Source organism: Microbacterium sp. RURRCA19A (genome assembly GCF_900156455.1).
In the GTDB taxonomy this organism is placed as follows: Bacteria; Actinomycetota; Actinomycetes; order Actinomycetales; family Microbacteriaceae; genus Microbacterium.
Map to the genome: position 1 here is coordinate 1 of NZ_FTNQ01000006.1, position 21628 is coordinate 21628.

A 21628-nucleotide genomic window follows, 5' to 3' on the forward strand; every position below is an offset into this window, starting at 1 on the left:
ATCCGCAACGCCCGCTCACGCATCTCCGGCGAGTACTTCCTGTTCATCGAGTTCCATCCTTGCTTGAAGAACGGAACGAAAGTCAGGCCGATTCAGACTCCGTAAGACGAGTAGCAAACGCGCCACAAGACCAGCGACGCTCGACAAACCACTTTCAGTCCCAAGCCGCAACACGCAGCCACCGCTCGCCGATGCGTTCGACGTCGACGACCACCGTCCGGTGGTCCCGATCAGACCGGGCGGTGAAGCGCCAGGCGTCCCAGAGAACGCCGTCGGCCTGCAGGGTGGGCGTATCAATGACCCGCCAACGCTCCTGCCGCCAGACGAGGCGGTGGGGTACGCCTGCCTCACACCAGAGTTGAATCTTCTCGCGGACCGGTACTCGCATCGTCATCCCCATCGCCGTAGAGATATTCGATGCTAGGACCCGTCTCGGACACCGCGGTCGTCTGTTCGGATAAGTGCGCCGCCAGGCACGACGAGCACCACCAGCCAAAGCTCCGCGCTTCGAGTGGCGATAGGCAGCCCGGGCAGTTCATCGTGGACAGCGCGAGCGGGTCGCCGGGGAACTGGATGAGCACGACATCACCGTACGCCGGGAGGCAGGTGCCCGCGGAGGTTATTCACAGCCTCTTGGCGACTCTCGAAAGTACCGCCCTCGCAGGGAGTCCGGCGCTGACGGCTGACGCCGTACTCGCACGAAACCCGAAGCGAATGGTCAAGGCTGCGTGCGCCGCCGCTCCTGCTTCAAGTTGGCGAATGGGAGTCTGCCGTAGTGCGCGGTGAACTCGCGAGTCAGCTTGGCCTCGACCGCTCCAGGATCCTCCGCTTCGACGCGCCATGCAACGAGCAGCTCATCGCTGTCCGCGAGGCACCAGATGTAGCGACCGCCCCAATGTCCGATCGGCTCCCCCGCGCCGTGGCGACGAAACTCGTCGAGGCGCTTGGAGATCCCGCGTCGGCCATTGGCACCGGGCGTGGCGACGCCGATGTAGATGACTTCGGCATCGCGCAGCCACTTGCTCTGTAGCTTCTCGAGCGGCACGGATGGGTCGCGGCGTTGGAACCACCCAGCCGGACTGACCTCACGAAACTCCGGCGGCTCGTCGTCTCGGGGACGCATGACGAGGTAGACACCACCTGCCTTGGGAACATCTGTTGCTGGTAGGTCGGCGAAGCGGACAAAGCCGTTGAAGCCGTCAGCGCGTAGTCCATCGATCGTCCAGCGGCTGGAGTCGGCGATCCACTGCCGCATGCGTCCCGTGAGTTCTGCGGGTGCGGCCTGCCGCTGGGTGATGAAGATGTTGACGAGTTGGTTGTCGGCCATCCAGTGCACGTCGCTCGACTCCTCGGGCACCGCGATGAGAAGCTCGGCGACGAACTCGTCGTAGGCCAGCGCGCGATCGAGAGAGTCGAGATGGTCGGCCGCTGCGGTGAGATCGGACACAAGCTGCCTGTTGGAGGTCACTTCCGCACTGTAGCGGCGCGAACGGACACCGCGTTCGCGCGACTGTGGCCTGTCTTGTCCATGGGACCGTACAGCGTGGCGGCGAGCGCGACGTGAAAGAAGCGGCGACCGCGCCGAACCGAGTACTCGTGGTGCTCAAGGTCCGGGCAGTCGCCGCCGCGGTGGTGGGTGTGCCTGAGTCCGTCAGGTGGCGGGTGGGTGTTCCAGGTCGACCGCGTCGGTGGCGCGAATCGGCTGGATGGTGATGCCGCTGCCCACGGGAACGACGCGGACGTCTTCTGCGTGCCTCCATCGTTCAAGCGTGACCATCGCCCAGACGAGCGCCTCGAAGTAGTCGGTGTGGGTCGCCGGGATCTGCATCCAGTCCTTCTCACCCTTTACCTTCGCTTCGACGCGCCATCTGCCCGGTTCGGTGAGGAGCCGAGCGACGTCGTTCGGGATGCTCGTGCTGTCGCCGTTTCGGTCCGGCAGCCCGACGATGAGCGCCGGACCGACGAGCATCGCCTTATGGCGGGCCTCAGGAATGAAGTACCACCAGAGGAAGGTGGCGCGGGAGTTGAATGGCAACCCGAGCACCAAGCCTTCCTCGTGGACGTAGATCGTGATCCCGAGCTCCGGGATGTCGACCGGCTCGATCCAGCCGCCCACCGCGGCCTGGTAGTCCTCCAGCTGGTGGACCTCCAGCGCGGTGATCGGCTCGTCTTGGTCGGCGGGGAGGCGCAGTGCCCTCACCACAGCAGCTCACCTCCGGAAGCGCGGAGGCCTGCGAGCAGGTCGGTGCCCGAGGTTTCCCCGACGATGCGGAAGCGGGACGCCCCGCCCATGGTCGCCCGAAACAGCGAGCACCAGACGGCGGCATCGAACACGTTGTCGAAGCGTGCCATGGTGTCGAGCCAGGTTCGCTGGTCGCCTCGTCTCGTGGCCTGCACGAGGATGCTACTCGTGCCGAGGAACCGTTCCACGAGTACCGGGACGTCACCGCCGTCTTCGTCGAAGTGCTGACCGTTGCCGGACAGCACCACGTCGCCGAGGATCAGCGGATACTCGGTCGGCACCGCGCTGCAGTACCACCAGAGCGCCGAGGCGCGGACGTTGAGCGGTTGATGTTCCCGACGTGCGCCCTCGTTCATGTAGACGGTGACGTCGAGGGTAGGGATCTCGAGCGGTTCCAGATTGCCGTCAACGGCGGTCTGGAACGCGCCCAGATCGGGTAGCTCGCACACGCGAGCGGGCCGCCGTATGTCATGCGGGATGACGATGCTTCGCACCACCTCCCACCTCCTTACTGTTGTCGCGACCGAGAACCCCGATGGGTTCCCTGACAAGTCGCGGGGCAGCAACGAGATGGGTTGCTTCAGGCGACCGGCCCGGAGGCAGTGCGCTGAAGCACTCGACCTCCGGGACAGCCGCCCTCTCCCGAACCCCCAGTGACAAGGGAGGGAGTGCTGGCCGCTCAACCGAGCGCGGACGAATGTCGTCCTACGCGGGAGCAGCCTTTCCGCGACTCGACGGAGCTTTCGCTCCGGAATCGGCGGCGCCGAAGATGGCCTCGATCGCGCTCTGCTTGGTCTGTGCCTCGCGCTCGATCTCTGCCCGCACCGTCTCGGCGCGCTGGAGCACCTTCGGATCGGACTTGGAAGCCTCGATCCAGGACTCCAGTGCCAGACGGATCTCTTCGGTGACGGTGCGGTCGTTCAACTGGGCGATCACGTCCAGCTGTGCCCGCAGGCCGTCGGTGATGCGAACAGCCAGTGTCCGCAGGGGCCCGAGGGCCGTGGCCGGCACCTCGCGCAGTTCATTCTCAGCCATGCTGAGCCTCCTCATCGGAAGCGACGGACGACCCCCGGGTGGGGTCCTCTCTGCGTCGCAGCCCGGCGAGGCGGATGAGCGATTATGAACGAACGATCTGGAAAGTCAATACCCGTTGTTCATTCCACAACGAGCTACCTCTGATGAGGTCAGGAGGGCTCGGGCGTCCGATTTACGAAACCGGCGATGCTTCGCTGGGCACCGTCATACGCGTGTGTCCAGCGCTGGGCTACCGCGACGTCGGGCTCGAACCGTTGCACAAGCAGCTCGCAGATCGTCTTGGTCGCCTCGATGGTGTACATGCAGTACTCCATGAGCATCTTGTCGTCGCGGCGGATGCGGCCGGATTGGAAGTCATAGAAGTTCGCCGTCGCCCATTCGTTGGCGTGCGCCGCTCCGGACAGGCCCGAGTAGGTGTACGCGCCGTGACTCGGATACATCGACTCCAACAGTGCGATCGCGAGCACGCCTGGCGCACCACCGCCAAGCGTGACGCCACGCGCTTTGGCCCAGACCGCAAGGCGCTATCGATGCTCGTCGACCGGCTTCGTCGCCTCAGTTTCAAACGGGAGCCGCCGAAGGAGCGCGCCCACCCGCTCCGGGTATGACAGCGCCAGATACTCCAATGACGCGAGGCGGCTGATGCACTCCTCGACAGTCTCGGCACTCAGGAGCCAGTAGACGCGTCCATACGCCTCGATGGCAGCCCGGGTAACCGTCGCCAGCGGCACCGCGAGTTCGCGACGGGATCGAGCCAACTCGAAGAGCGCGAGTCCGTGCTCGCGGGCGGCCTCGGTGCCGCGCGCGATGTCACCGCGTAGCCGCGAATGGAGCACGTTGCCGTCCCAGGCAGGCGCGAGGTTGAGGTTCGACGCCGCGATCTCGGCCGACCAGCTCCACGCAGTCAGCGGGCCACGGACGCAGTCCTTCGTGAGAGCCTCGGCTGCTTTCAGCACCCGGAGAAGGGCCGCCGTGAGGGTGTGGCGGTGCTCGGGCTCCATCGCCAGCATCGCGGCTACGCCGCTTGCCGCCGAAGGATCCGCAGAAGGAGGTCGGCCAGCAAGATGACCTCGCTCGCTTCGCCTGGATCCTGATAGTCCACTCGGCGGTGCGACGCCGGATTCTTGAACAGGCCCATCGCGCCGGCAAAGAGGTTCATCTGTGCGACTGACTCCGCCGGATGCACCTCGGAATCGTGGAGCGGCCCGCCCTCTCGGAAGGCGTTCTGCATCAGTGCCACACCAACGAGATCCGTGCCAAGACCGCCCTTCTCTCGGACTGCAATCTCCACTTCACGCATAGCAGCGAACGCCGCCAGCTCGAAGTCTCCGAGCAAGAACTGGGGACGCACCTTCTGCTCCAGTGGCTCCACCAGCTCGACATCGAGACGGATCGCCGCGCGCACGTACGGCAGGCCTCGTTCGAGCGCCTGGCGCCCCGCCCGCGTCACACGAAAATCGTGGAAGTCGTACGAGCCGCCCGTGCCCTTCGTCGAGATGAGGGTCTTTGCCATGAGCCAGCCCCACGCCTCAGCGATCGCGTTCTGCGCGTCAGCCAATCCCTCGCGGGGGCGGTCTTGGGCGAAGCCGAGCGCCCAGTTGCGCCAATTCCACGTACTGACTCGAAGGGCATCGTCGAGCACCAGCAGCGCCAGGCGGTCGACGGGAACTTGCGTGATCTCGTCGTTGCTCAGCGTGCGGACATCTGCGGCTGTCACGACGCCGGTACACGAGAGAAGTGTGTCTCCATGGCGATCAGGGTATTGCGCAGCGCGGACACTCAAAGCCAATGTGCGCGCACGTTGGTGTGCGACGCCCGGTCGGTGGCGGATAGCGTGAGTGAGCACGTGACGAGGAGACCCGCCCATGCCACTGACGCTTGGCCCACTGCTGATTGACGCCGGCATCGAGCCCGCACAGGCGCTCGTCATCCGGCACGCATTTGTGACCGAGCCCGAGGAGAGCGGCCTCACCGGTCTGCACGCGGACTCGACGCATGCCGAGATCTTCTCGTACACCGGGACACAGTCCTCTGACACGAGGCGCTTTCCGGCACTGCCACCGCGGTACTGGGTCGTGTTCATCAAGGAGGGCGGCGATCAAGCGCGGCTCTGGTCCGTCGTGGAGAACCGCGGCGAGGTCTCCCGCGACGAGATCCGCCGGACCTTCGACATCGTCGAGACCGAGCACATGGAAGACCTGCGCGCTCGCCTCGTGATTGGTTGGAAGTCTCCCCGCACTTGGCGGATGAACGCGTCCACCGCAGCGAGCTACCCGGTCGTGGGCATCGCAGACGCCGAACCCATACCGTTTCCGGGATTCGACCGACTCGTGCTGAGCCACGTCCAGCTGCAAGCCGTCATGCGGGAGCACCGCTACGCTTCGTGGCGCACTGCGCTCTCCTCGGTCTTCGGTATCTACCTCATCACGGACACCCGCGACGGTCGGCACTATGTGGGCAAGGCAGACGGCGAAGAGAGCATCCGGCAGCGCTGGCACGCCTACGCCACCAACGGCCACGGCGGCAATGTCGAGCTGAAGACGCTCGACCCCAGCAGCTTCCGCTTCTCGCTGCTCCGCGTCTTCGACCCCTCGACGCCGAGGGCAGATATCAACGCGGCGGAAGGCCATTTCAAGGTTGCGCTCGACTCGGTGCAGCACGGGTTGAACCGAAACTAGCGCCGCCGTGCGGCGTGCGTCGGTACGGACTGCGCGCAGATAAATACCAGGCTAGGCCGGAAAGTGCTCTAGAGGGATCCGAACCCCGACCCGCTCCTCAGCACGGAGTGACTCTTGCAGTGAGCGTCAGAGGCCAGCGCTAAAGCGAAGCGCGCCGGAAGTGGGCCGTTCCGGCGCAGAGATCACGGCGCGAGTCAGCTCGACGAGTAGCCGCGGTGGGTGTTCGTCGCGATGAAGCTCATGAGGTGCTCACGCTGGATATACTTCCTTGAGCCCATCTTCGTGTACTCGATGTCGCCGCGGTTGGTCAGCTCGTAGAGCGCTGAGTAGGGAATGCCGAGCGCAGCTGCTGCATCTTTCAAACTGAGCAGCATGGGGCCTGACTCGGAGAGCTTGCTCGGATGGATGACGGTGGTCTTAACGAGCTAACTGGGTGCCGCGCTCGGTTTAGCACACCGCGCGCTGGGGAACGCCGCAAGCTCCGAACCGAACGTCGAATGGGTAGCTCGAAAGCCGAATTCGCCAAGTGTCAGGATCGCATTCTCTTCCAAGCAAACCAGGACCCGGAGCTCAAGAAGCGTTTGCTGGCCATCGCCAGATTCTCGGCAGACGACGAGTTTCAGCGCTTGGGAAGGCGTCTCCGAAGCACTACCTCATCTTCGAGCTGAAAGAAGAGCCCGCCGAGCGGCGGAAGTCGCCCGCGCGGGCTCTTCTTTTCGCTCGAGGCGGGCTCGAGTTGATGGTCAGTTGACCGTCATGCCACCGGAGAGGACTCCGCGGCTGATGTGCGCGTAATGCTGCAAGAGCACTCCGCCGTTGACGCGCGCGTCACCATCGATTCGGGCGTGATGGGCGAGAGAGGCCTGCCCGCGGACGAGTGCCTCACCGCCGATGCTCGCATTCTCGCGCAGCGTGACGCTGTCGGCCACGAGGGCGGTTCCTTCGATCACGGAGCGGTCGAACAGCCGGACGGATCCGACAACGATCGCGCGGTCTTTGACCATCGCGTTCGGTCCGACGAAGACGCTGGGAGCGACAACGGCGTGACGGCCGACGAGACCGCCACCGTGTACGTGCACGCGGTACTGCTGATCGCCTACGCACACGTGCGCATCATCGAAGGGTATGGTCCACGGCTCCGTCAACGAGACGCTCGCTTCTAGCCCGGTAGCGTCGATCTTCGAGCCGGGGTTCGACCCTTGTCTCGGCCGAGAAGTTGTCGGCATTCTGCTCTCCTGGTTTGTTCGGATTCCAGTTCCTGCGGTTGCAGGAGTGACCGCACCAGCTCCGCAGCACTGCCGCGATGATGTCGCCACTCCCGCACCCGAGAGGCGGGTGGAGAGCTATCCCGAACGCATCACGTAAGCGAGAAGTCGATGAGCGTTCTTGTCGAGTGTTCTCGTATCAAATGAGACCTCGACTGGCCGCTAGTATCGCATATTTGTTCGAACGTGTCAATAGCAAATAGCGCCGGTCGCGTCGGAGTGAGCGCTACAGATAGCGCTCATGGCACCGCGGCAGGCGATTGCACCGACGAGCGCCGACCCGTCTGGGCTCACTCCGCGCGACCTGCCGACAGATCCGGCCAAGGCTGCGGGGCGAGATCATCGAGGGTCATGCCGAGGACTTGGGCGATGGCCATTATGTTGCGCAGGCTCGGGTTGGCGGGCGTGTCCGGCATGGACTCGCCCTTCTCGAACTTCTGGAACGTGTAGCGGCTCAGCCCGGCAGCGTAGGCGACCTGCTCTTGCGAGAGTCCGCGCTCTAGGCGGGCGCGGTGGATGTTCGTGCCGACTGTGCGCGCATACGCCGCCCAAGCCCCCTCAGGTCGTCGTTTTGCCATTTTTTCAGCATGAAAGCCTCGGCATTTGCAGGTGGCCTCCTGTATATGGCATCGTGTGAGCGACCTCCACCAAGAGGCTCAGCCCGTCCGCTGGCGTGCCCTCCCGCACGTCACCTAAGCCCCAATCCAGGAGCCTCATCGTGGGACGTTTCCGCAGCAGCCGCATGTCCACCGTTCTCATCGCGGGCACGGTCGCCGCTTCCTCGGCGCTGTTCGCAGGGTGCGCCTCAAATAGCGCTCCGCCGCCCAGCAGCTACTGCGACACGGAGCGTGACGCGTATGTCGATTTCGTCACACAGGTCACCGCACTGCAGGAGGGAGGCTCGACGGAAGGGCAGCACACCTCGGACGAGTTCGCCGAGATGTTCACCACGTTGTCGGAGGCGATCTCAGATAAGGACGTCTCGTCCTTGTTCTCAGACATGGCAGACTTTGCCTCCCGTACCTCTGACGGAGGCGTGGAGGCCGCAGCGTTTGGCGACATGAGCTTCTCGTGGCCGCATGCGGACACGTTCATGCGGGCAGCGTGCACCGGACTCGAGCCCGATCTCAGCGCGATCAGCACGCCAGAACCTACCGAGGAGCCTCCCGCCGTCGCAGAACCCTCGCCGTCATTCGGCGTGATGACTGGTGGTGGCTACACCTACACAATCGCGGTCGACACCTTCAGCGCCAGCGCGACAAGCAGCGTCACGCACGCTCCTCCCGGCAAGACCGACCTCACGATCGACTACAACTTCACCGCGACATTGACGAACACGACGGCCGGACGGACGCTCGGTGAGCTCTACCTACCAGTCATCGCCCTCTCATTCCCCGCGTCGTCCGCGATCTGCACAACTCCGCTCGAGCAGCAGGGGTCCGTCGGCGGCACAACCGCTGCGCGCACCCTCACCGTCTCCGGGACAGGGTGCACCCTCGTGCTGAACACCGTCTCAGCACCAAGCGCGATGCCAACAGTCAATCAGAGCGTCACGCTGCACTCTTCCGCCTCCCCGTGGAAGACGGACGGTGGCGCCGCGTCAACCTCCACCATGTTCTACCGTGTCGATGAGGCCGTCGCGCCGACGCTCGCGAATGAAGTCCAGGGCGCCTCCCTGGTCGTTGGCTACACGAGCCAGATGGTCGGGCAACGTAGCCTCAGCTTCACGCCGGAGGCCTGCACCGCCGAGATCTCCAATGCCACAAGCGCAGGCAGCTTCACGGCCCGCATCGGGCTGCAGGGGAACGTGCAGATCTGCCAGTAGCAGGTCGAGTGAGCGGCTCCGGGTTCAATCAAGATCACATTTGGCGGGTTCCTGTTGTGGAAAGCACATCGGGCGGGCCACCCCTGTTGACGGCGGCCCAACGCACGCGCGTCTCTTTACAAATGAGGTCGAATGTGTCATAACAAGGGCTGTCCTGCGGGACGTGAGGGTGACCCCTCGTTGCTGACCATCAGCGGCGAAGCGCCACTCTCAACCACCCTGTGTGTGTTGGGCGTCGGCATTACCGACACACGAAAGGACTATCACCATGCCGACACACCATGGCCTTCCGCCCGTACCTCGCCCCGATCAGACGATTGCGGAGTTCATCCGCGAGCACAGTGCCGAAGAGTTTGTCGAACTCGTCGGCGCACTGATCGACTGGGACACCGACGAGGAGCCCAGGCTCTTCATTGATGAGCTCTGCGAGCACGTCGCGCCCCATGACCCCGAGTTCGCAATGCGGGTTGTTGAGCTGCTGCTCGTCGACACCGTTCAGCGCGAACGACCCCTCCTGATGCGTCGACTCATCGTTGATCTCTTCCCCGGACTGCTGTGCCGCGGAATCGATCGCATCGAGGAGATCGCCTGGGCCCTCCTCTTGGAGGACCCCGATGATGACGTCTTCGAGGCCACGTACTCCATGCTCGAGATGACCACGCGGGACGAGGTCCAGCTCAGCTGGACGACAGAGACGTACGACCACCTCTACGGCGGCAACGCCACTCCGCAAGTAGGGAACTGGAGTACGCGCCTGACCCACATCCTGAAGCTCCGTCGAGCTCGCGCCCGGCACCAAGCGCTTCAAAGCCCCGCCACATCGAACTGACAATGCTCCCGCCTGGCCCTCGCGGTTCGCGGTCGCAGCACCGTCACGGACGTGGGCGGGGCATTGTCATTTCCTACCACCAGCACCTCGGCCGGCGCCGAGGTGCTTTGGTATCCCAGCCCAGGTCACGCCGCCGCCTGCGCACTACTCGATACCGCAAAGCGCAACGACCGAAGCGACTACTGCCCCTCGCGTCCCGGCGGCCCTGCGGGCTCGCTCAGTCCGCAGTCGCCCGCTCTCCACCTTTCAACAACCAGATGATGGCCATAATCGTTGGCGCGACCCGTCGCACCTCGCTCGCGCGCGTTGCCCCGCCCCTGATGACCTGTCGCATCGCGATCGCTTCGGCCGGGTTGGCGGTGATCGCCGCATCCCATTGCCGCAGGACGGAGAGCTCGACGTCGCGAGGGTCAAGGTCTGGCTGGTCTTCGAGCACGGCCGCGATGGTTTCGTTAAGGATGCCTTGGAGCGCGAGGTCCGTCATCCGGGCGCGCAGGCGAACCAGCTCGACGAGATCGTTGACGTACGGACCATCGGCGGCGACTGCTTCAAGCGTGGCGTTCAGCGCGTCGAGGGGCTGGCTGGCGAGCTCGCCCCACACCCAGCATCCGAGTATTCGCTCGATCGCTCCGAGGGAATCGTCGACGGTGCGCCACGCGTCGGCTACCGAACTAAGCCTCAATGGCACCGTCGGACTGTCGATTCCGACTCTGGTCTGCTGCCAACTGGCCCGCACATCAGCGGCGCGGGAGAGGGCATCCCCCATATCCTCGACGTGCATGCCAGGGCGCAAGTACTCTTTCGCTTCCCGTCGAAGCGCCCGGCGCTGCGTCATCGTGAGAGGAGGAGCGACCACGCCGGTTTGGTAGGCATGAAGAAGCCGATCGAGGGGTCGATCGAAGATGGCCGGCGTGAAGAGGTCGAGCGTTTCGCGCACGCGAGCGAGCAGATTGAGTCGGACACCAAGGTCTTTGACAGATCCGAACGCAGCAAGGCCGGCCTCTTCTACGAGCCGCGTCCCAGACTCGATGAGCGACGGAAGCGAACTCCACGCCAATTGCCCCGCCAGCAGCTGCACCTCGTGAAACTTCGCGGCATGCTCCAACTTTGCATTGCGCCACGGCGAGTCCGTAGGCGGCCCCTTGGGCGGGCGCGCGAGGCGGGACGTCGCGCGCGCCTGCGCGCCGCGGCCGCCTTGGATAGTCGCATCCCGAGGCCCGTCTCGGCGCAGCGTATTGCTGTCCGGATCCCAGAACTCGAAGCCCTCGCCATCCTGCGTCACGGCCAGGAGGAACGCCACGAGCGCGTCTTGGATGCTCGTCTTGAACGGCTCTCGGCGGGCGTTGTCGTAGTCCGCACTTTCCAGCGACTGCGACCCGCGTCGGCCCTCCACATGCTGGCGATACTCGAAGCCCGCAGCGGAGTGGCGGAAGGAGCGCTGGTGAGTATCGGCGTGCGCGCCTCGTAGCGACCGGAGCTTCGCGGTACGCACATGCGCCGCCCATTGCCTAGCCATCTCCGATAGGTCGCTGATCGCCCACCAGGCAGCGGCAGCGGCCAGCCGAGCGCGGAACTCGTCGTAGCGCCAGTTGCCCGCGAGCGCCTTGTTCAGCGCACCCACCGAGTACCGCACTTGCTGCAGGAGCGCATCGCTTCCCGCGCTCGGGTGCACACCGAGTTCCCGAGCGAGCGCGGGAAGCGTTGCCACGGAGAAGCTCCCGATGCGGTGACCCCTGCCAGTCGCGATAGCGCGCAGCTCTCGCTCCCATGCAGGCAGAAGCGCGTCGACATCCCCACGCTCAGCTTGCTCCACCCTCTTAGCGTATCTGCGCCGTGACAACCGGCCCCTGTCTGCCGCAGCGCGCCCACGAAGGTGCGCGCCGCGGGCACCACTTCAGCGCCCGACCAGGGGTTTCCAGATTTTCCCCCAGGTTCCGAACCAGCGCGCTCCCCAGGTGCCCAGCTTTCACCCCGGACTGCGTTCGACACCCCTGAGCCGTCGTTCATAGCGTCAATCCTGTTCGGACCGGAAGCCCTCCGGAACACCCCGACGAAGCCGCAAAAAGGATCCAGACACCTCATGACCGCCGCCACCATTCCCAGCGCACAGCTCCAGGCGATCACCCGCCTGGAGCTTGCCTCCGACGCACTGGACAAGGCGCTTCGCGCCGTGCAGCATCCCGACCTCGAGTTCGGCGGCAGCGCCCTCATCGCACCGTCCGGGCTCAAGCACCTGGGCGCGATCCGTCAGACACTGCACGCTCTCGAGTCCGCGATCCGCTCCGCTGGATTCGCCACGCCTGAGACGAAGATGGCACCTCTCCCGGTGCCCGCGGCTGATGTGGAGGCGAACACGGTGCGCTCATCCCTTAGCCCGCTCGGCCGCCGCGTCGCTGACAGCGTCGACCTCGGGCTGGCGACCGACCTGCACGAAGCGTTGGCGGCTGCCCGCCAGCAGCTCAACCTCGTGCCGGAAATGCAGGCAGATCCCGAGCTGCGCGCCCGCGTCCTGGACTCGGCGCTCCGGGAGGGCAGCCGGCTTGGCCGACGCATCTACCACGCCCTCCAGGACGACCCGCGGAGCCACCCGTCCACCCACTAGAGCGGGGCGATCCAGCGCCAACTGGACCGCCCCCGTCACGAAGCACCCACCCATCACCTGCAAAAGATCAAGGAAAGGAAACGTCCATGACATCCTCAGTATCCCGCCAAGGGACTCACCTCGGCATCCTCGTCAGCGTCATCATCGCCCTCGCGGCGATGCTCCTGGCAGGCTGCACCGCCACCCCGCCCGGCGACCTCGGGCGCCTGCAGTCTCTGCTGGCGTCGTGCCCGGACGGTAAGAAGATCAACGACTACGAGGCCCTCGACGGGTCGGGCACAACCCAGAGCAAGGAGATCGCGCGGGAGTACCTCGCCTATGTCAAGTCGCGCATCGAGCGCGTCGCGGTGTGCGGTGGCCACACCCAGATTGTGGCCTTTGGCACCAACTCTGTGACCGTCCCGATCTACGAGGGCGACCTGCAGGTCGAGGGTGCCACCGACCTGGCCCGGCTTCGCCGCGTCCCGGCGCTGGTCGACGAGGTGATGGCCGAGGTCACGAAGCACTACCAGTCGGCCGTCGTACTGCTCCCCGAGGGCGGCACCGACGTCACCGGCCTGCTGCGGCTCCTCGAGGAAGCCCAGGCGCTCCGTCCCGACATGGAACTCGAAGCCTCGATCTTGACGGATGGGCTGAACAATCAGGGCGTCGTCATCGACCGCGTCCTCTCTCCGGAGGAGGCGACCGCCTTGGCCGACACCGTGGCGGTGCCGCAGCTCTCGGGGTCGGTCGCGATCATCGGGATCGGCCGGGTGGCCGGCGACCCGCTTCCGAGCGACTTCATCGCCGGGATGAAGGTCTTCTACACGCGGCTGGTGGAGCGCACCGGTGCTTCGAGCGTCCTCGTGATGACGGACGGCCGCTAGGAATGGCCCGGGAACTGGATCCGCTGGCGGGCGCCAGCGCGGCCGACGCACTGGCCGAACAGATCGCCCTGCAGCGCGTCGACGAGGCCGGGGCAACACCCCAGCCGAACTCGGTCGCGAAGCTCTGGGTCAGCCCCGAGTACGACGAACTCACCAGCGAGCAGCACGACCTGTTTGAGGCCCTCGGTGTCGAGCAGTCCCGTCAGGCCACAATCGAGGCGGCGGGTCTTGCCCTCGCCGCCACGGCAGACCAGTGGCTCGTCGAGGGGCAGCGCGTCGTGGTGGAGACCGTCAAGGCCACCTACGTCACGGTGCTGGCGGTGCTCACGCCGTACCGGCGGCGGCCACCGATAGCCAAGCGCTGGCATCTGCTGGCCAAGGCCGCCTTCCTGGTCGGGGACATCGCGGGTATCGCCACCGCCGCCATCTGGCTCGGGGAGATCCCGGCCATCGCAGTGATCATGGCGCTGTCGGCAGCCGCCGCCACCGTCACGGCGGGGCTGTCGGGCTCGGAAGTCCGGGACGTCAGGGACTGCATCCGGCGGGCCGTCCTACTGCCCGATCTCCCGGATGCACTCCTCCCGTACCGCCATCTGTTCGAGGCACCCGAACGTGCCTGGCCGTACGTCAAGGCACTCCTCTGGGTGTCCGTATCCGTCGCAGCGACAGTGGCCTGCGCAATCTTCGCGCTGCGGGCCAGCATCGAGGATCCGCTCGTTGGGCTGGTCTTCGGTGGGATCGCTGCGGCGATCGCGGCAGCCAGCTGGATCGAGAGCTTCTGCTACGCCGACGCCGTCGCCGACCTCATCGACAACGCCGACGCGGATTACACCCGAGAAGTCGCCAAGCATCAGGAGCTCGCCGCCAGCGCCGCGCTCCAGCGTCACAACGAGGCGCTCGCGACGGCGACATCGATCCAAGCGGAGCAGTCCCACCGCGGTGACGCCGCAGGGCACCACATGCAGGCGCTGCTCTACGGGATCCTCCGGAGAAACCCGCAGACCGCCGGGAACGGGCCAGCCGCGGAGCCAACCACCATCGGGCAGACAACTCGTCGAGGAGGCACCAAATGACCCCGTACCTCCAGCCCTCCGGCATTCTCTCGGGCGGGCTCATCCCGGTGCGGGACTTCCCAAGCGAGCAGGAGCCCTGGATCGAACTCGGCTGGCCCGGGCTCGAGTCGAAGCGGCCGTGCCTGGTGATGCTGAACTTCGACAGCTCAGGCTCGGTGATCGCGCCGCAGGGCAACGACCCGATCGGCAATCGCTTCAACGAGGCCCGGCGGGCGATCAGGCTCGTGGCGGACTGGACCTACACCAGCCGGTCGAAGGTCGCCGTCCTGCACTTCGACCACCCGCTCGGCGCAAGCGGTGTCGTGTCCTTGAACGACCGACGTCTTCTGCAGCGGCTCGACCCGTCCCTCCAGAACCCTGGCGGGCGTGGAATCAGCGACCTGCTGCCCAGCCTGTCCGAGATGGAACGACTCGCGGAGGCGCACCCGGAGCACGACCTCATCGGGGTCATCGTGTCGGACTTCGAGCTCAGCGACGTCGACCTGTCCGAGGTGTTCACCAGGCTGCGGGCCTTCCCCGGGAGGATCCACGCCGTCGTGCTCGGCGGGCAGGTGCCACCGGACCTCGTAGGCGCCGACAACGTCACCGTGACAACGCTCAGCGCCGGGGACCCTCCCGGAGCGTTCGCGGCGGCACTGCACAGGTCGCTGACGGCGACCCGCGTGGCGGCGCGCCATTCGCTGCTGCACGGCCCGGCCGGAAAGCAGGTGCTGTCGTGAGCAGGCGGGCGACGTTTACGGAGTCGGAACTGCAGGCGGCACGGGAGACGCTGACCGCGTTCGTGTGGGAGCGGGCCGAGGTGACCCGCGCCCGCGCCGGCGTGGACTGGGTCTTCACCCCGGACGCCCCGAACACCTATACCGAGCTGCGTCAGGCGTGGGAGGTATCGCTGTCCACAGGAGCGCCACTCCCGGTCCTGAACGACCACTCCGAGAGCGTCATCTTCACCGAGCCCGAGGGCAACTTCGTCTACCGGTACTGGCACGACGTGACGCACCTGGAGCGGGAGCGGAACTTCTCCAACCCGCACGAGTTGGACATGGCGATGTTCCACCTCTGGGACGCCGAGCAACACGGCCTGTCCCGGGGGTCGCTGCCGTGGCGGCTGCTGCACGCCGATGCGATCGGGAACGTCCTGCACTGGTCGGTCTATCGCGACTACGTGCCGGATCAGCGGGTGTTCGTCGAGAACGTCGTGTGCTTCGGGCTCGAAGCCGCGCTGCTCGGTGAAGCCGCGCGGCGAGGGCTGTTCAACCCGCAGGTACTTCCCGCGGGGATGGACTACCAGACCGGCTCGATCTGCCCGTCGCATCCGTCGCACCTCGCGCCGTCCATGTAGGTGAGCGGTCTGGCCCTGGGTGTCGTCGATTCCACAACACGCACATCCACAGCCAAGCGGCTCGCCCATCCTCCTCTGCCCGTGACCGTCCGCCCGGATGTCTCGTCGCTTCGGCGCCGGAGCGACCGGACGGTTGACGTCCCGACTCGAATCCGTCACAACTATCCGTCCCCTCCGACCTGGACCAGCAAGCGTTCGGCGGACGGGAGGAAGGACCACCACATCATGACCACCACCACGAAGCCCTCCGTAGCGGAGGTGAAGGCCTCCAGCGAGGCGCCGTTCCGACAGCAATGGGACGCCTGCCTCGCGGATCCCCCTTGGCCCAAGCAAGGCGGCGAGAGGCATTACGACACGATGTCACTCGCCGAGATCCAGGCGATGACGCCGGCCATCCAGGCGCTCATGAAGCCAGATTCCTGGATGTTCATGTGGACCACCGTTGGCCTGGAAGAGATCTCCAAGCAGATCCTGGGCAGCTGGGGCTACCGCTACGAGAACCGCATCATCTGGTGCAAACCCAACCGCTTCGGCTTCGGCGATCCCCGCATCGGGATCCGCCGCTCGACCGAAGTGCTGCTCGTCGGCACCCGCGGTAACGTCCGCAGCCACTTCCGCTCCCAGCAGGACTGGTTCATCTCACCGGCCGGACTCCACTCCGAGAAGCCGCTCGAGCAGTGGGCGATCCTGCGCCGGATCGTCGGCCCCGACGCCCGCGTGCTCGAGCTGTTCTCGCGCCAGCGGTTCCCCGACGCTCGTCACGGGTTCTGGGGGCAGGAGTTGGAGACGTGCGACGTCTCGCTTCTCCCCTGGGGCTACGCCGTCCCGGCGGACTTCACTACGCCCGATCCCGGCTCCATCGCTGAGCCCTTCACCTCGAAGGAGTGACCGATGTTCAACGAACCCAAGCACGACGACAAGGAGCCCGTACCGATCATGAAGCGCTTCCTCTACGGCTGCCTGCTTGCCCTCGCCGGCGTTATAGCGCTCTGGCTCGCGCTGCAGCTCCTGGCGCAGTTCTGGGGCTGGTTGCTGCTCCTTGCCGCCATCGCCAGTCTCATCTACGCCGCTGTCCGATTCGTCCGGCGGCGGCGAGATGGGCGGTGGTGAGCATGAGCACGATCACCCCTGGCGAGACGTTGTGGAATCGTCAACGTAGGTTGACAGAACGACGGCAGTGCCTCATAGTGCCGCGTCCCCTCCGCGATCACAGGCGCTTTCACGGCGCATCGGCGGGAGCACATCAACAACTGAATAGAGAGGAGGTAGCCCTGTGAGCACCCCACCGAATCGGGCAGGCCGACGCCGGTATCGCAAGAGTCGCGACCGCCGCGTCTGGGTCTTCTCCGAGCTCAATCACGACCTGCGCCCTGAGCAGATCGCGAAGATCCTCGTCAGCGGCGGTCTGGAGCAGGCGCGGCGTGAAGCCGAAGCCCGTGCCGAAGAAGAAGCCCGCCTCGCGACCGAAGCCCGCGACGCCTCGACGGGCGAGGAGGACGGCGATGCCTGAACCGTTCGTCTTCACCCGCCTGCATCTTCCTCGTCCAATCTCGCCGGACATGGCCAGCGCCCTGCTGAGCCGCTTGGCGGGAACCGACGTACCGCGCCCGCTCTCGTTTGAGGTGCGGGCGAGCGACGACGGCATCCAGCACGTCCTCGGCTGCGCCAAGACGAGCGCCCACTACCTGAAGCACCTGCTGAAAGGGCACGTGCCGGGCATCGTCTTCGAGGCGGCCGCCCGGGCGCCGCTGGTGTCCGCCGGACGCGTCGAGGCTCGCCAACATGGCCTGCCGACAGGCTCCCCCGATCCCGAGCAGCTGACCGCCGCGATCTACAACGTCCTGGCGGCACGAAAGGACGGCGAATCCCTCGTGCTCCAGGTAGTGCTGGGACGGGCGTTCGCTCCGCAACTCGTCCGTGCTGATGCACCTGATCCGCTCCAGCCGCTCACCTCGAGACTCTGGCATGGCGTCAAGAAGGCATCGCTCGACACTCGACGGAGGCTCCAGGAGCACGCCGCCGAAGTGCGTCGCCAGGTCGTCGTCCGTATCGGCGTCGACGGGCCGGATGCAGGGCGCCGCGCGCTGCTGGCCCGCAGACTGTTTGGCAGCCTGCAGGGGCTCGAGGCTATCGGGGTCACCCTGTCACTTGTACGCGAGGCTCCGACCAACCTCCACTTCGCAAGTTCTGTCCGGGCACGCCTCGAACTGACCGCCTCGGAGCTTGCGCCGCTCCTCGGGTGGCCGCTGGGTGAGCAGGACCTGCCCGGCATCGAACCGCTCCATCCGAAGCGCCTGCCGGTACCGAAGGGCGTGTCGAGGACGGAGAGCGTCTTCGCCACGGCGAGTGGGCCGGGGCCGGAGCGGCTGATCGGGTTCGCGCCCGACCAGCGCCTTCAGCACTCCGTCGCGCTCGGGCCCACGGGGTCGGGTAAGAGTGTGCTCCTGGAGCACCTCATCCTCAGTGATATCGCTGCGGGACGTGCCTGCGTCGTGGTCGAGCCGAAGAAGCAACTCATCGACTCGATTCTCGACCGGGTGCCCGCCTCGGACGCGGACAGGATCGTCGTGCTGAACGCAGCGGACGAGTTCCCGGTCGGGTTCAACCCGCTGGAACTCGGCGCCGATGATGACCCCTACGTCGTCGCCGACAACCTGCTCGCCGCCTTCGCCGCGCTCTTCCAAGACGGCTGGGGACCACGCACCGAGTACCTCATCCAGGGCGCGCTCGTGACCCTGCTGCTCGCTGGGCACCGGCGCGGCATCCCGTACACGATTCCGGACCTGCCGCTGCTGCTCACGGACGCCCCGCTGCGGCTTGAAGCCGTCAAGTACGTCACCGACGATCCATCGCTCGCGGTGTTCTGGAGCGAGTTCGAGGACATGCCGGTGCGCCAGCGCGTCAACCAGATCGCAGCACCGCTGAACAAGCTCCGCAAGATCGTGATGCGCAAGAACCTTGTCGCCATGCTCGGACAGCCGTCGCCCCGCTTCCGGCTCCGCGATGTCTTCCGTGAAGGCAAGACCGTCCTGGTGCCGCTCAACGAAGCGCTCATCGGGAAGGGCGCCGCCAACTTCCTCGGCAGCCTCGTGCTCGCCGAGCTGTGGACCGCCACGCTCAAGCGCGCGAGCGAGAAGGAACCCTGGAAGCGACCCGGGATGATCTTCGTCGACGAGGTGCAGAACTATCTCCACCTCCCGACCGACATCGGTGACGCGATGGCGACCAGCCGCTCCTACGGGGTCGCGTGGCACGTGGCGCACCAGTACCGGACCCAACTCCCTCCGGCGATGCGAGAAGGCTTCGACACCAACGCCCGCACGAAAATCGTGTTCGCCCTCGAGCACAAAGACGCCTCCGACCTCGCCAAGCGCGCGCCGGGCCTCACTACCGAGGACTTCCAAGGTCTCGGCAAGTACGAGATCTACGGACGTCTAGTGGCGGGCGGTGCCCCGACCGACTGGTTCTCCGCCCGCACGCTGCCACCCGCGCCGCTCGTTGGTGCCGGTGAGCAGATCCGCGCTACCAGCCGCACCATGTATGGGCTGCAGCCCAAGTCCGTCCCAGATGCCCTCGTCGACGCGCCACTCGCTACGCCAGCCGCAGCACCCGCCGCGCCACAGGCCAAGCGTCCTCGCGGGCAGAAGGCGAGGCGCTCATGAGTCTCGGAAGATCTCCCGGCTACCTCTGGCGAGGAACGTCCGGTCGCCCGTCCGCTCGGCCGTCCACTCACATCCGGCAACGTGCCTCGCACCCCGCCCCTTTCAGGCCCGTACGGCCCCTTTCGGGCGGGGACTCACCCTGCTTTGCAGGGATGGTTCCACTGCCTTCCCGCATCCGGAGGCGGCCATGACCGACACTCCGCGCACCTGGAAGCCCAGCCGCATCCGTGAGCTCGAGCAGCACCTCACCGAGCGCGACGTCGCACTGCTTCACGACCTCGAGCGGTTCCGGCTGCTCCGAAGCAGCCAGCTCCAGCGCCTCCACTTCGGAGTCACCCCACTCGGCAAGCACGCGACCGAACTCGCAGCAGTTCGCGCCACCAACCGCGTGCTCACCCGACTCCAGCGTCTCGGCGTCATCGAACGAGTCGGGCGGCGGATCGGTGGCCCACACCACGGGTCGAGCGCCACCATCTGGCAACTCGCACCTGCTGGTGAACGGTTCCTGCGCGCCCTGCGAGGAGACCCGGACCGCCGCAAGTTCGGCACACCCGGAGCGGTGTTCATCTCACACACACTCGCCGTCGCCGACGCCGCGATCACCGTTCTGGAGCACGCCCGCTCCGGCCGATACGAGGTGTTGGAGCTGGAGACCGAGCCGGACTGCTGGCGCAGCTTCCAGGCGGGTGGTTCCGCCCTGGCACTGAAGCCTGACCTGCTCATCGTCACCGCCGATACCCAGACCGAGACGCACACGTTCGTCGAGGTCGACCTCGGTACCGAGCACCTGCCCGCCATCCGCCGAAAGTGCGACCTTTACCAGCGCGCCTACCTGGGTGGCAGCGAGGAGCGCGCCCGTGGCCTCTTCCCGGCGGTTGTCTGGATCGTCCCGGACAACAAGCGCGCCGCGTCGCTACGCGCCGGCATCGCCACCCACAGGTCTCTCGATCCCGACCTGTTCACGGTCGTCACCACCCACGAAACGCTCGGCACCCTGGCTCCCTACGAGCCCACCACCAACCACTTCCCTCGAAAGGAGGACCCCACACCATGACTTCATCAACACAACTCGCGCTGGATATCGACAAGATCGTCCCGGCCAGCCTCGACCAAGCGGAGACCGCGCTGCGGATCCTCGAGGACTGGGCGGACGGCGACAGCACCGACATCGACGAGGGCATCGCTCGGCTCCTCGCCGCCACCATGCACAGCGGGCCGGACACCGCATTGCACCAGTTTGCAAGCACCGGCGAGCTCATCGCCGACCAGGCACTCGCCGAACTCGGCGACGTCGAAGTACCGCTGGAACGCGAAGCCTGGGTCGACGCCCTTGGTCGCTACATCATCAGCGGAGGGCGCCGCTCATGAGCGAACACGAACCGCACATGGCCCCAGAACCCCGTCCCGCACAGCAACGCGAGACGCCGGACTGGCGGCGCCTGGAAAGCGCCACGAACCGCTTCGCGCAGCTCGTCGTCGACGGGATCGCCGAAGCACATGCTGAGGGGCGGGAGATCGATGCGTCGACCGCTCGTTGCATCGCCCACGTGCTCGGCCGCGCCTATGGACGCGAGAGCGCGCTGGCGGGCTTCGGCCGCACCGGCGAAGGATCGTACTTGTCGCTTCGCGACGAGTACCTCGACCTCTACGGAGACGAACGCGCTGGCACAGTCATCAAGGAGATGATCGACTGGCTCGGCACGTACCTCGTCCAGCAAAAAGGCACGGGATCCGGCCGTCGCTTCATGAACGAGCACCTGCCACCCAAGCTCGACCAACTTCTCATCCGCACCAGCGTGCCCGTGGCAGGCCAACGCTTCACCGTCCACATCCCCGCCAGCTGGCACAGCGGCCACGAGGACGAACTCATCGAGCTGCTCACGACGCTCCAACTCCCCGAAGACGAAGCCCTGCAAGCGTTCCTGTCGCTGCCCGACGTCAACGTCGGGACAGACGACATCATGAAGAGCTTCCACGAAGCCTTCGCCGGAACCTACCGGGACGAGGACGCCGCACTGCGAGCGCTCAGCCCACTCGAGGACTGGGAGAACAGCCTCGCGGACTGGTGCATCGACAACGCCGTCGAACCCGAGGCCCTCGACTGGAACTACGAACCGCTCATGGAGCGGCTCCGTGGCATCTACGACGTCGTCGAAGGCAAGGAGGTGCTCCATGTCTTCATCAGATAGCGGCCCGCCACCTCAGATTCGCG

Annotated in this window: 27 protein-coding genes; 15 read left to right on the top strand and 12 right to left on the bottom strand. The window is 66.0% G+C overall.

Annotated features, from left to right (window positions below; translation table 11 throughout):
- Positions 1-154 precede the first annotated feature (154 nt).
- The 8 genes from BW982_RS16255 to BW982_RS16290 all read right to left on the bottom strand — a co-directional run bounded on the left by BW982_RS16255 (position 155) and on the right by BW982_RS16290 (position 4994).
- Positions 155-394, bottom strand: a complete 240-nt coding sequence (locus BW982_RS16255; RefSeq protein ID WP_139327515.1) for a hypothetical protein — start codon at positions 392-394, stop codon at positions 155-157.
- Between the two features lie 324 nt (positions 395-718).
- Positions 719-1468, bottom strand: coding sequence for a hypothetical protein (locus BW982_RS16260; RefSeq protein WP_254845636.1), 750 nt, complete (start codon positions 1466-1468; stop codon positions 719-721).
- A gap of 183 nt (positions 1469-1651) precedes the next feature.
- The gene (locus BW982_RS16265) at positions 1652-2200 is read right to left on the bottom strand and encodes a DUF3846 domain-containing protein (RefSeq protein ID WP_175611134.1); all 549 of its coding nucleotides are present in this window, start codon (positions 2198-2200) and stop codon (positions 1652-1654) included.
- Positions 2197-2739 carry a DUF3846 domain-containing protein gene (locus BW982_RS16270; RefSeq protein WP_076495110.1) on the bottom strand — a complete coding sequence of 181 codons (543 nt, stop codon included), beginning with the start codon at positions 2737-2739 and terminating at the stop codon, positions 2197-2199. Before BW982_RS16270 ends, BW982_RS16265 begins: the two co-directional genes overlap by 4 nt.
- Positions 2740-2947: 208 nt before the next feature.
- The gene (locus BW982_RS16275; protein WP_076495112.1) at positions 2948-3277 is read right to left on the bottom strand and encodes a hypothetical protein; all 330 of its coding nucleotides are present in this window, start codon (positions 3275-3277) and stop codon (positions 2948-2950) included.
- A 149-nt stretch (positions 3278-3426) separates the two neighbouring features.
- Positions 3427-3744 (bottom strand): hypothetical protein, encoded by a 318-nt coding sequence (locus tag BW982_RS16280; protein ID WP_076495114.1) that lies wholly within the window; start codon positions 3742-3744, stop codon positions 3427-3429.
- Between the two features lie 57 nt (positions 3745-3801).
- Entirely contained in the window at positions 3802-4287 is a 486-nt protein-coding gene (locus BW982_RS16285; protein ID WP_076495116.1) for a hypothetical protein, read from the bottom strand.
- Positions 4288-4292: 5 nt separating this feature from the next.
- Positions 4293-4994, bottom strand: coding sequence for a TIGR02391 family protein (locus BW982_RS16290; RefSeq protein ID WP_076495118.1), 702 nt, complete (start codon positions 4992-4994; stop codon positions 4293-4295).
- Positions 4995-5142: 148 nt separating this feature from the next.
- Here BW982_RS16290 and BW982_RS16295 point away from each other — a divergent pair, with 148 nt between their 5' ends.
- Positions 5143-5955: a GIY-YIG nuclease family protein gene (locus tag BW982_RS16295; RefSeq protein WP_076495120.1), complete on the top strand. Its 813-nt coding sequence runs from the start codon at positions 5143-5145 to the stop codon at positions 5953-5955.
- A gap of 194 nt (positions 5956-6149) precedes the next feature.
- On the opposite strand, the gene BW982_RS16300 is transcribed toward BW982_RS16295, so the two are convergent.
- From BW982_RS16300 to BW982_RS16310, 3 genes are all read right to left on the bottom strand, one after another.
- Positions 6150-6317, bottom strand: a complete 168-nt coding sequence (locus BW982_RS16300; protein WP_175611135.1) for a helix-turn-helix domain-containing protein — start codon at positions 6315-6317, stop codon at positions 6150-6152.
- 381 nt (positions 6318-6698) lie between these two features.
- Positions 6699-7061, bottom strand: coding sequence for a hypothetical protein (locus BW982_RS16305; protein WP_139327516.1), 363 nt, complete (start codon positions 7059-7061; stop codon positions 6699-6701).
- A gap of 449 nt (positions 7062-7510) precedes the next feature.
- Entirely contained in the window at positions 7511-7798 is a 288-nt protein-coding gene (locus tag BW982_RS16310; RefSeq protein WP_076495126.1) for a helix-turn-helix transcriptional regulator, read from the bottom strand.
- 164 nt (positions 7799-7962) lie between these two features.
- Between BW982_RS16310 and BW982_RS16315 the strand changes: the two genes are divergently transcribed.
- Positions 7963-9045 (top strand): hypothetical protein, encoded by a 1083-nt coding sequence (locus BW982_RS16315; RefSeq protein WP_076495128.1) that lies wholly within the window; start codon positions 7963-7965, stop codon positions 9043-9045.
- A 268-nt stretch (positions 9046-9313) separates the two neighbouring features.
- Positions 9314-9874, top strand: a complete 561-nt coding sequence (locus BW982_RS16320) for a hypothetical protein (protein ID WP_076495130.1) — start codon at positions 9314-9316, stop codon at positions 9872-9874.
- Between the two features lie 217 nt (positions 9875-10091).
- Here the strand turns inward: BW982_RS16320 and BW982_RS16325 are convergent, their stop codons facing one another.
- On the bottom strand, positions 10092-11687 hold the full coding sequence (locus BW982_RS16325; protein WP_139327517.1) for a hypothetical protein: 1596 nt from the start codon (positions 11685-11687) through the stop codon (positions 10092-10094).
- A gap of 267 nt (positions 11688-11954) precedes the next feature.
- Between BW982_RS16325 and BW982_RS16330 the strand changes: the two genes are divergently transcribed.
- The 12 genes from BW982_RS16330 to BW982_RS16385 all read left to right on the top strand — a co-directional run bounded on the left by BW982_RS16330 (position 11955) and on the right by BW982_RS16385 (position 21605).
- Positions 11955-12476, top strand: coding sequence for a hypothetical protein (locus BW982_RS16330; RefSeq protein ID WP_076495134.1), 522 nt, complete (start codon positions 11955-11957; stop codon positions 12474-12476).
- A gap of 86 nt (positions 12477-12562) precedes the next feature.
- Positions 12563-13342 carry a hypothetical protein gene (locus tag BW982_RS16335; protein ID WP_076495136.1) on the top strand — a complete coding sequence of 260 codons (780 nt, stop codon included), beginning with the start codon at positions 12563-12565 and terminating at the stop codon, positions 13340-13342.
- 2 nt (positions 13343-13344) lie between these two features.
- Positions 13345-14415: a hypothetical protein gene (locus BW982_RS16340; protein WP_076495138.1), complete on the top strand. Its 1071-nt coding sequence runs from the start codon at positions 13345-13347 to the stop codon at positions 14413-14415.
- A complete protein-coding gene (locus tag BW982_RS16345; protein WP_076495140.1) occupies positions 14412-15134 on the top strand; it encodes a vWA domain-containing protein in 723 nt (240 codons plus the stop codon). The genes BW982_RS16340 and BW982_RS16345 overlap by 4 nt, the downstream gene beginning before the upstream one ends.
- On the top strand, positions 15131-15754 hold the full coding sequence (locus BW982_RS16350) for a hypothetical protein (protein WP_076495142.1): 624 nt from the start codon (positions 15131-15133) through the stop codon (positions 15752-15754). The genes BW982_RS16345 and BW982_RS16350 overlap by 4 nt, the downstream gene beginning before the upstream one ends.
- A 225-nt stretch (positions 15755-15979) precedes the next feature.
- The gene (locus BW982_RS16355) at positions 15980-16642 is read left to right on the top strand and encodes an MT-A70 family methyltransferase (protein WP_083696775.1); all 663 of its coding nucleotides are present in this window, start codon (positions 15980-15982) and stop codon (positions 16640-16642) included.
- A 3-nt stretch (positions 16643-16645) separates the two neighbouring features.
- The gene (locus BW982_RS16360) at positions 16646-16864 is read left to right on the top strand and encodes a hypothetical protein (RefSeq protein ID WP_076495144.1); all 219 of its coding nucleotides are present in this window, start codon (positions 16646-16648) and stop codon (positions 16862-16864) included.
- 163 nt (positions 16865-17027) lie between these two features.
- On the top strand, positions 17028-17264 hold the full coding sequence (locus BW982_RS16365; RefSeq protein ID WP_076495146.1) for a hypothetical protein: 237 nt from the start codon (positions 17028-17030) through the stop codon (positions 17262-17264).
- Positions 17257-19416, top strand: coding sequence for a type IV secretory system conjugative DNA transfer family protein (locus tag BW982_RS18330; protein WP_175611136.1), 2160 nt, complete (start codon positions 17257-17259; stop codon positions 19414-19416). The genes BW982_RS16365 and BW982_RS18330 overlap by 8 nt, the downstream gene beginning before the upstream one ends.
- A gap of 187 nt (positions 19417-19603) precedes the next feature.
- The gene (locus BW982_RS16375) at positions 19604-20470 is read left to right on the top strand and encodes a replication-relaxation family protein (RefSeq protein WP_076495150.1); all 867 of its coding nucleotides are present in this window, start codon (positions 19604-19606) and stop codon (positions 20468-20470) included.
- On the top strand, positions 20467-20784 hold the full coding sequence (locus BW982_RS16380; RefSeq protein ID WP_076495152.1) for a hypothetical protein: 318 nt from the start codon (positions 20467-20469) through the stop codon (positions 20782-20784). The genes BW982_RS16375 and BW982_RS16380 overlap by 4 nt, the downstream gene beginning before the upstream one ends.
- On the top strand, positions 20781-21605 hold the full coding sequence (locus BW982_RS16385) for a hypothetical protein (RefSeq protein WP_139327518.1): 825 nt from the start codon (positions 20781-20783) through the stop codon (positions 21603-21605). The genes BW982_RS16380 and BW982_RS16385 overlap by 4 nt, the downstream gene beginning before the upstream one ends.
- Positions 21606-21628: the final 23 nt, after the last annotated feature.

Excerpts from the sequence above, each read along its gene's own strand:
- BW982_RS16330 (WP_076495134.1), top strand. The coding sequence starts at position 11,955 with ATGACCGCCGCCACCATTCCCAGCGCACAGCTCCAGGCGATCACCCGC.
- BW982_RS16255 (WP_139327515.1), bottom strand. The coding sequence starts at position 394 with ATGACGATGCGAGTACCGGTCCGCGAGAAGATTCAACTCTGGTGTGAG.
- BW982_RS16380 (WP_076495152.1), top strand. The coding sequence starts at position 20,467 with ATGACTTCATCAACACAACTCGCGCTGGATATCGACAAGATCGTCCCG.
- BW982_RS16375 (WP_076495150.1), top strand. The coding sequence starts at position 19,604 with ATGACCGACACTCCGCGCACCTGGAAGCCCAGCCGCATCCGTGAGCTC.
- BW982_RS16345 (WP_076495140.1), top strand. The coding sequence starts at position 14,412 with ATGACCCCGTACCTCCAGCCCTCCGGCATTCTCTCGGGCGGGCTCATC.
- BW982_RS16285 (WP_076495116.1), bottom strand. The coding sequence starts at position 4,287 with ATGCTGGCGATGGAGCCCGAGCACCGCCACACCCTCACGGCGGCCCTT.
- BW982_RS16335 (WP_076495136.1), top strand. The coding sequence starts at position 12,563 with ATGACATCCTCAGTATCCCGCCAAGGGACTCACCTCGGCATCCTCGTC.
- BW982_RS16275 (WP_076495112.1), bottom strand. The coding sequence starts at position 3,277 with ATGGCTGAGAATGAACTGCGCGAGGTGCCGGCCACGGCCCTCGGGCCC.
- BW982_RS16340 (WP_076495138.1), top strand. The coding sequence starts at position 13,345 with ATGGCCCGGGAACTGGATCCGCTGGCGGGCGCCAGCGCGGCCGACGCA.
- BW982_RS16385 (WP_139327518.1), top strand. The coding sequence starts at position 20,781 with ATGAGCGAACACGAACCGCACATGGCCCCAGAACCCCGTCCCGCACAG.
- BW982_RS18330 (WP_175611136.1), top strand. The coding sequence starts at position 17,257 with ATGCCTGAACCGTTCGTCTTCACCCGCCTGCATCTTCCTCGTCCAATC.
- BW982_RS16360 (WP_076495144.1), top strand. The coding sequence starts at position 16,646 with ATGTTCAACGAACCCAAGCACGACGACAAGGAGCCCGTACCGATCATG.
- BW982_RS16315 (WP_076495128.1), top strand. The coding sequence starts at position 7,963 with ATGTCCACCGTTCTCATCGCGGGCACGGTCGCCGCTTCCTCGGCGCTG.
- BW982_RS16355 (WP_083696775.1), top strand. The coding sequence starts at position 15,980 with ATGACCACCACCACGAAGCCCTCCGTAGCGGAGGTGAAGGCCTCCAGC.
- BW982_RS16295 (WP_076495120.1), top strand. The coding sequence starts at position 5,143 with ATGCCACTGACGCTTGGCCCACTGCTGATTGACGCCGGCATCGAGCCC.
- BW982_RS16310 (WP_076495126.1), bottom strand. The coding sequence starts at position 7,798 with ATGGCAAAACGACGACCTGAGGGGGCTTGGGCGGCGTATGCGCGCACA.
- BW982_RS16320 (WP_076495130.1), top strand. The coding sequence starts at position 9,314 with ATGCCGACACACCATGGCCTTCCGCCCGTACCTCGCCCCGATCAGACG.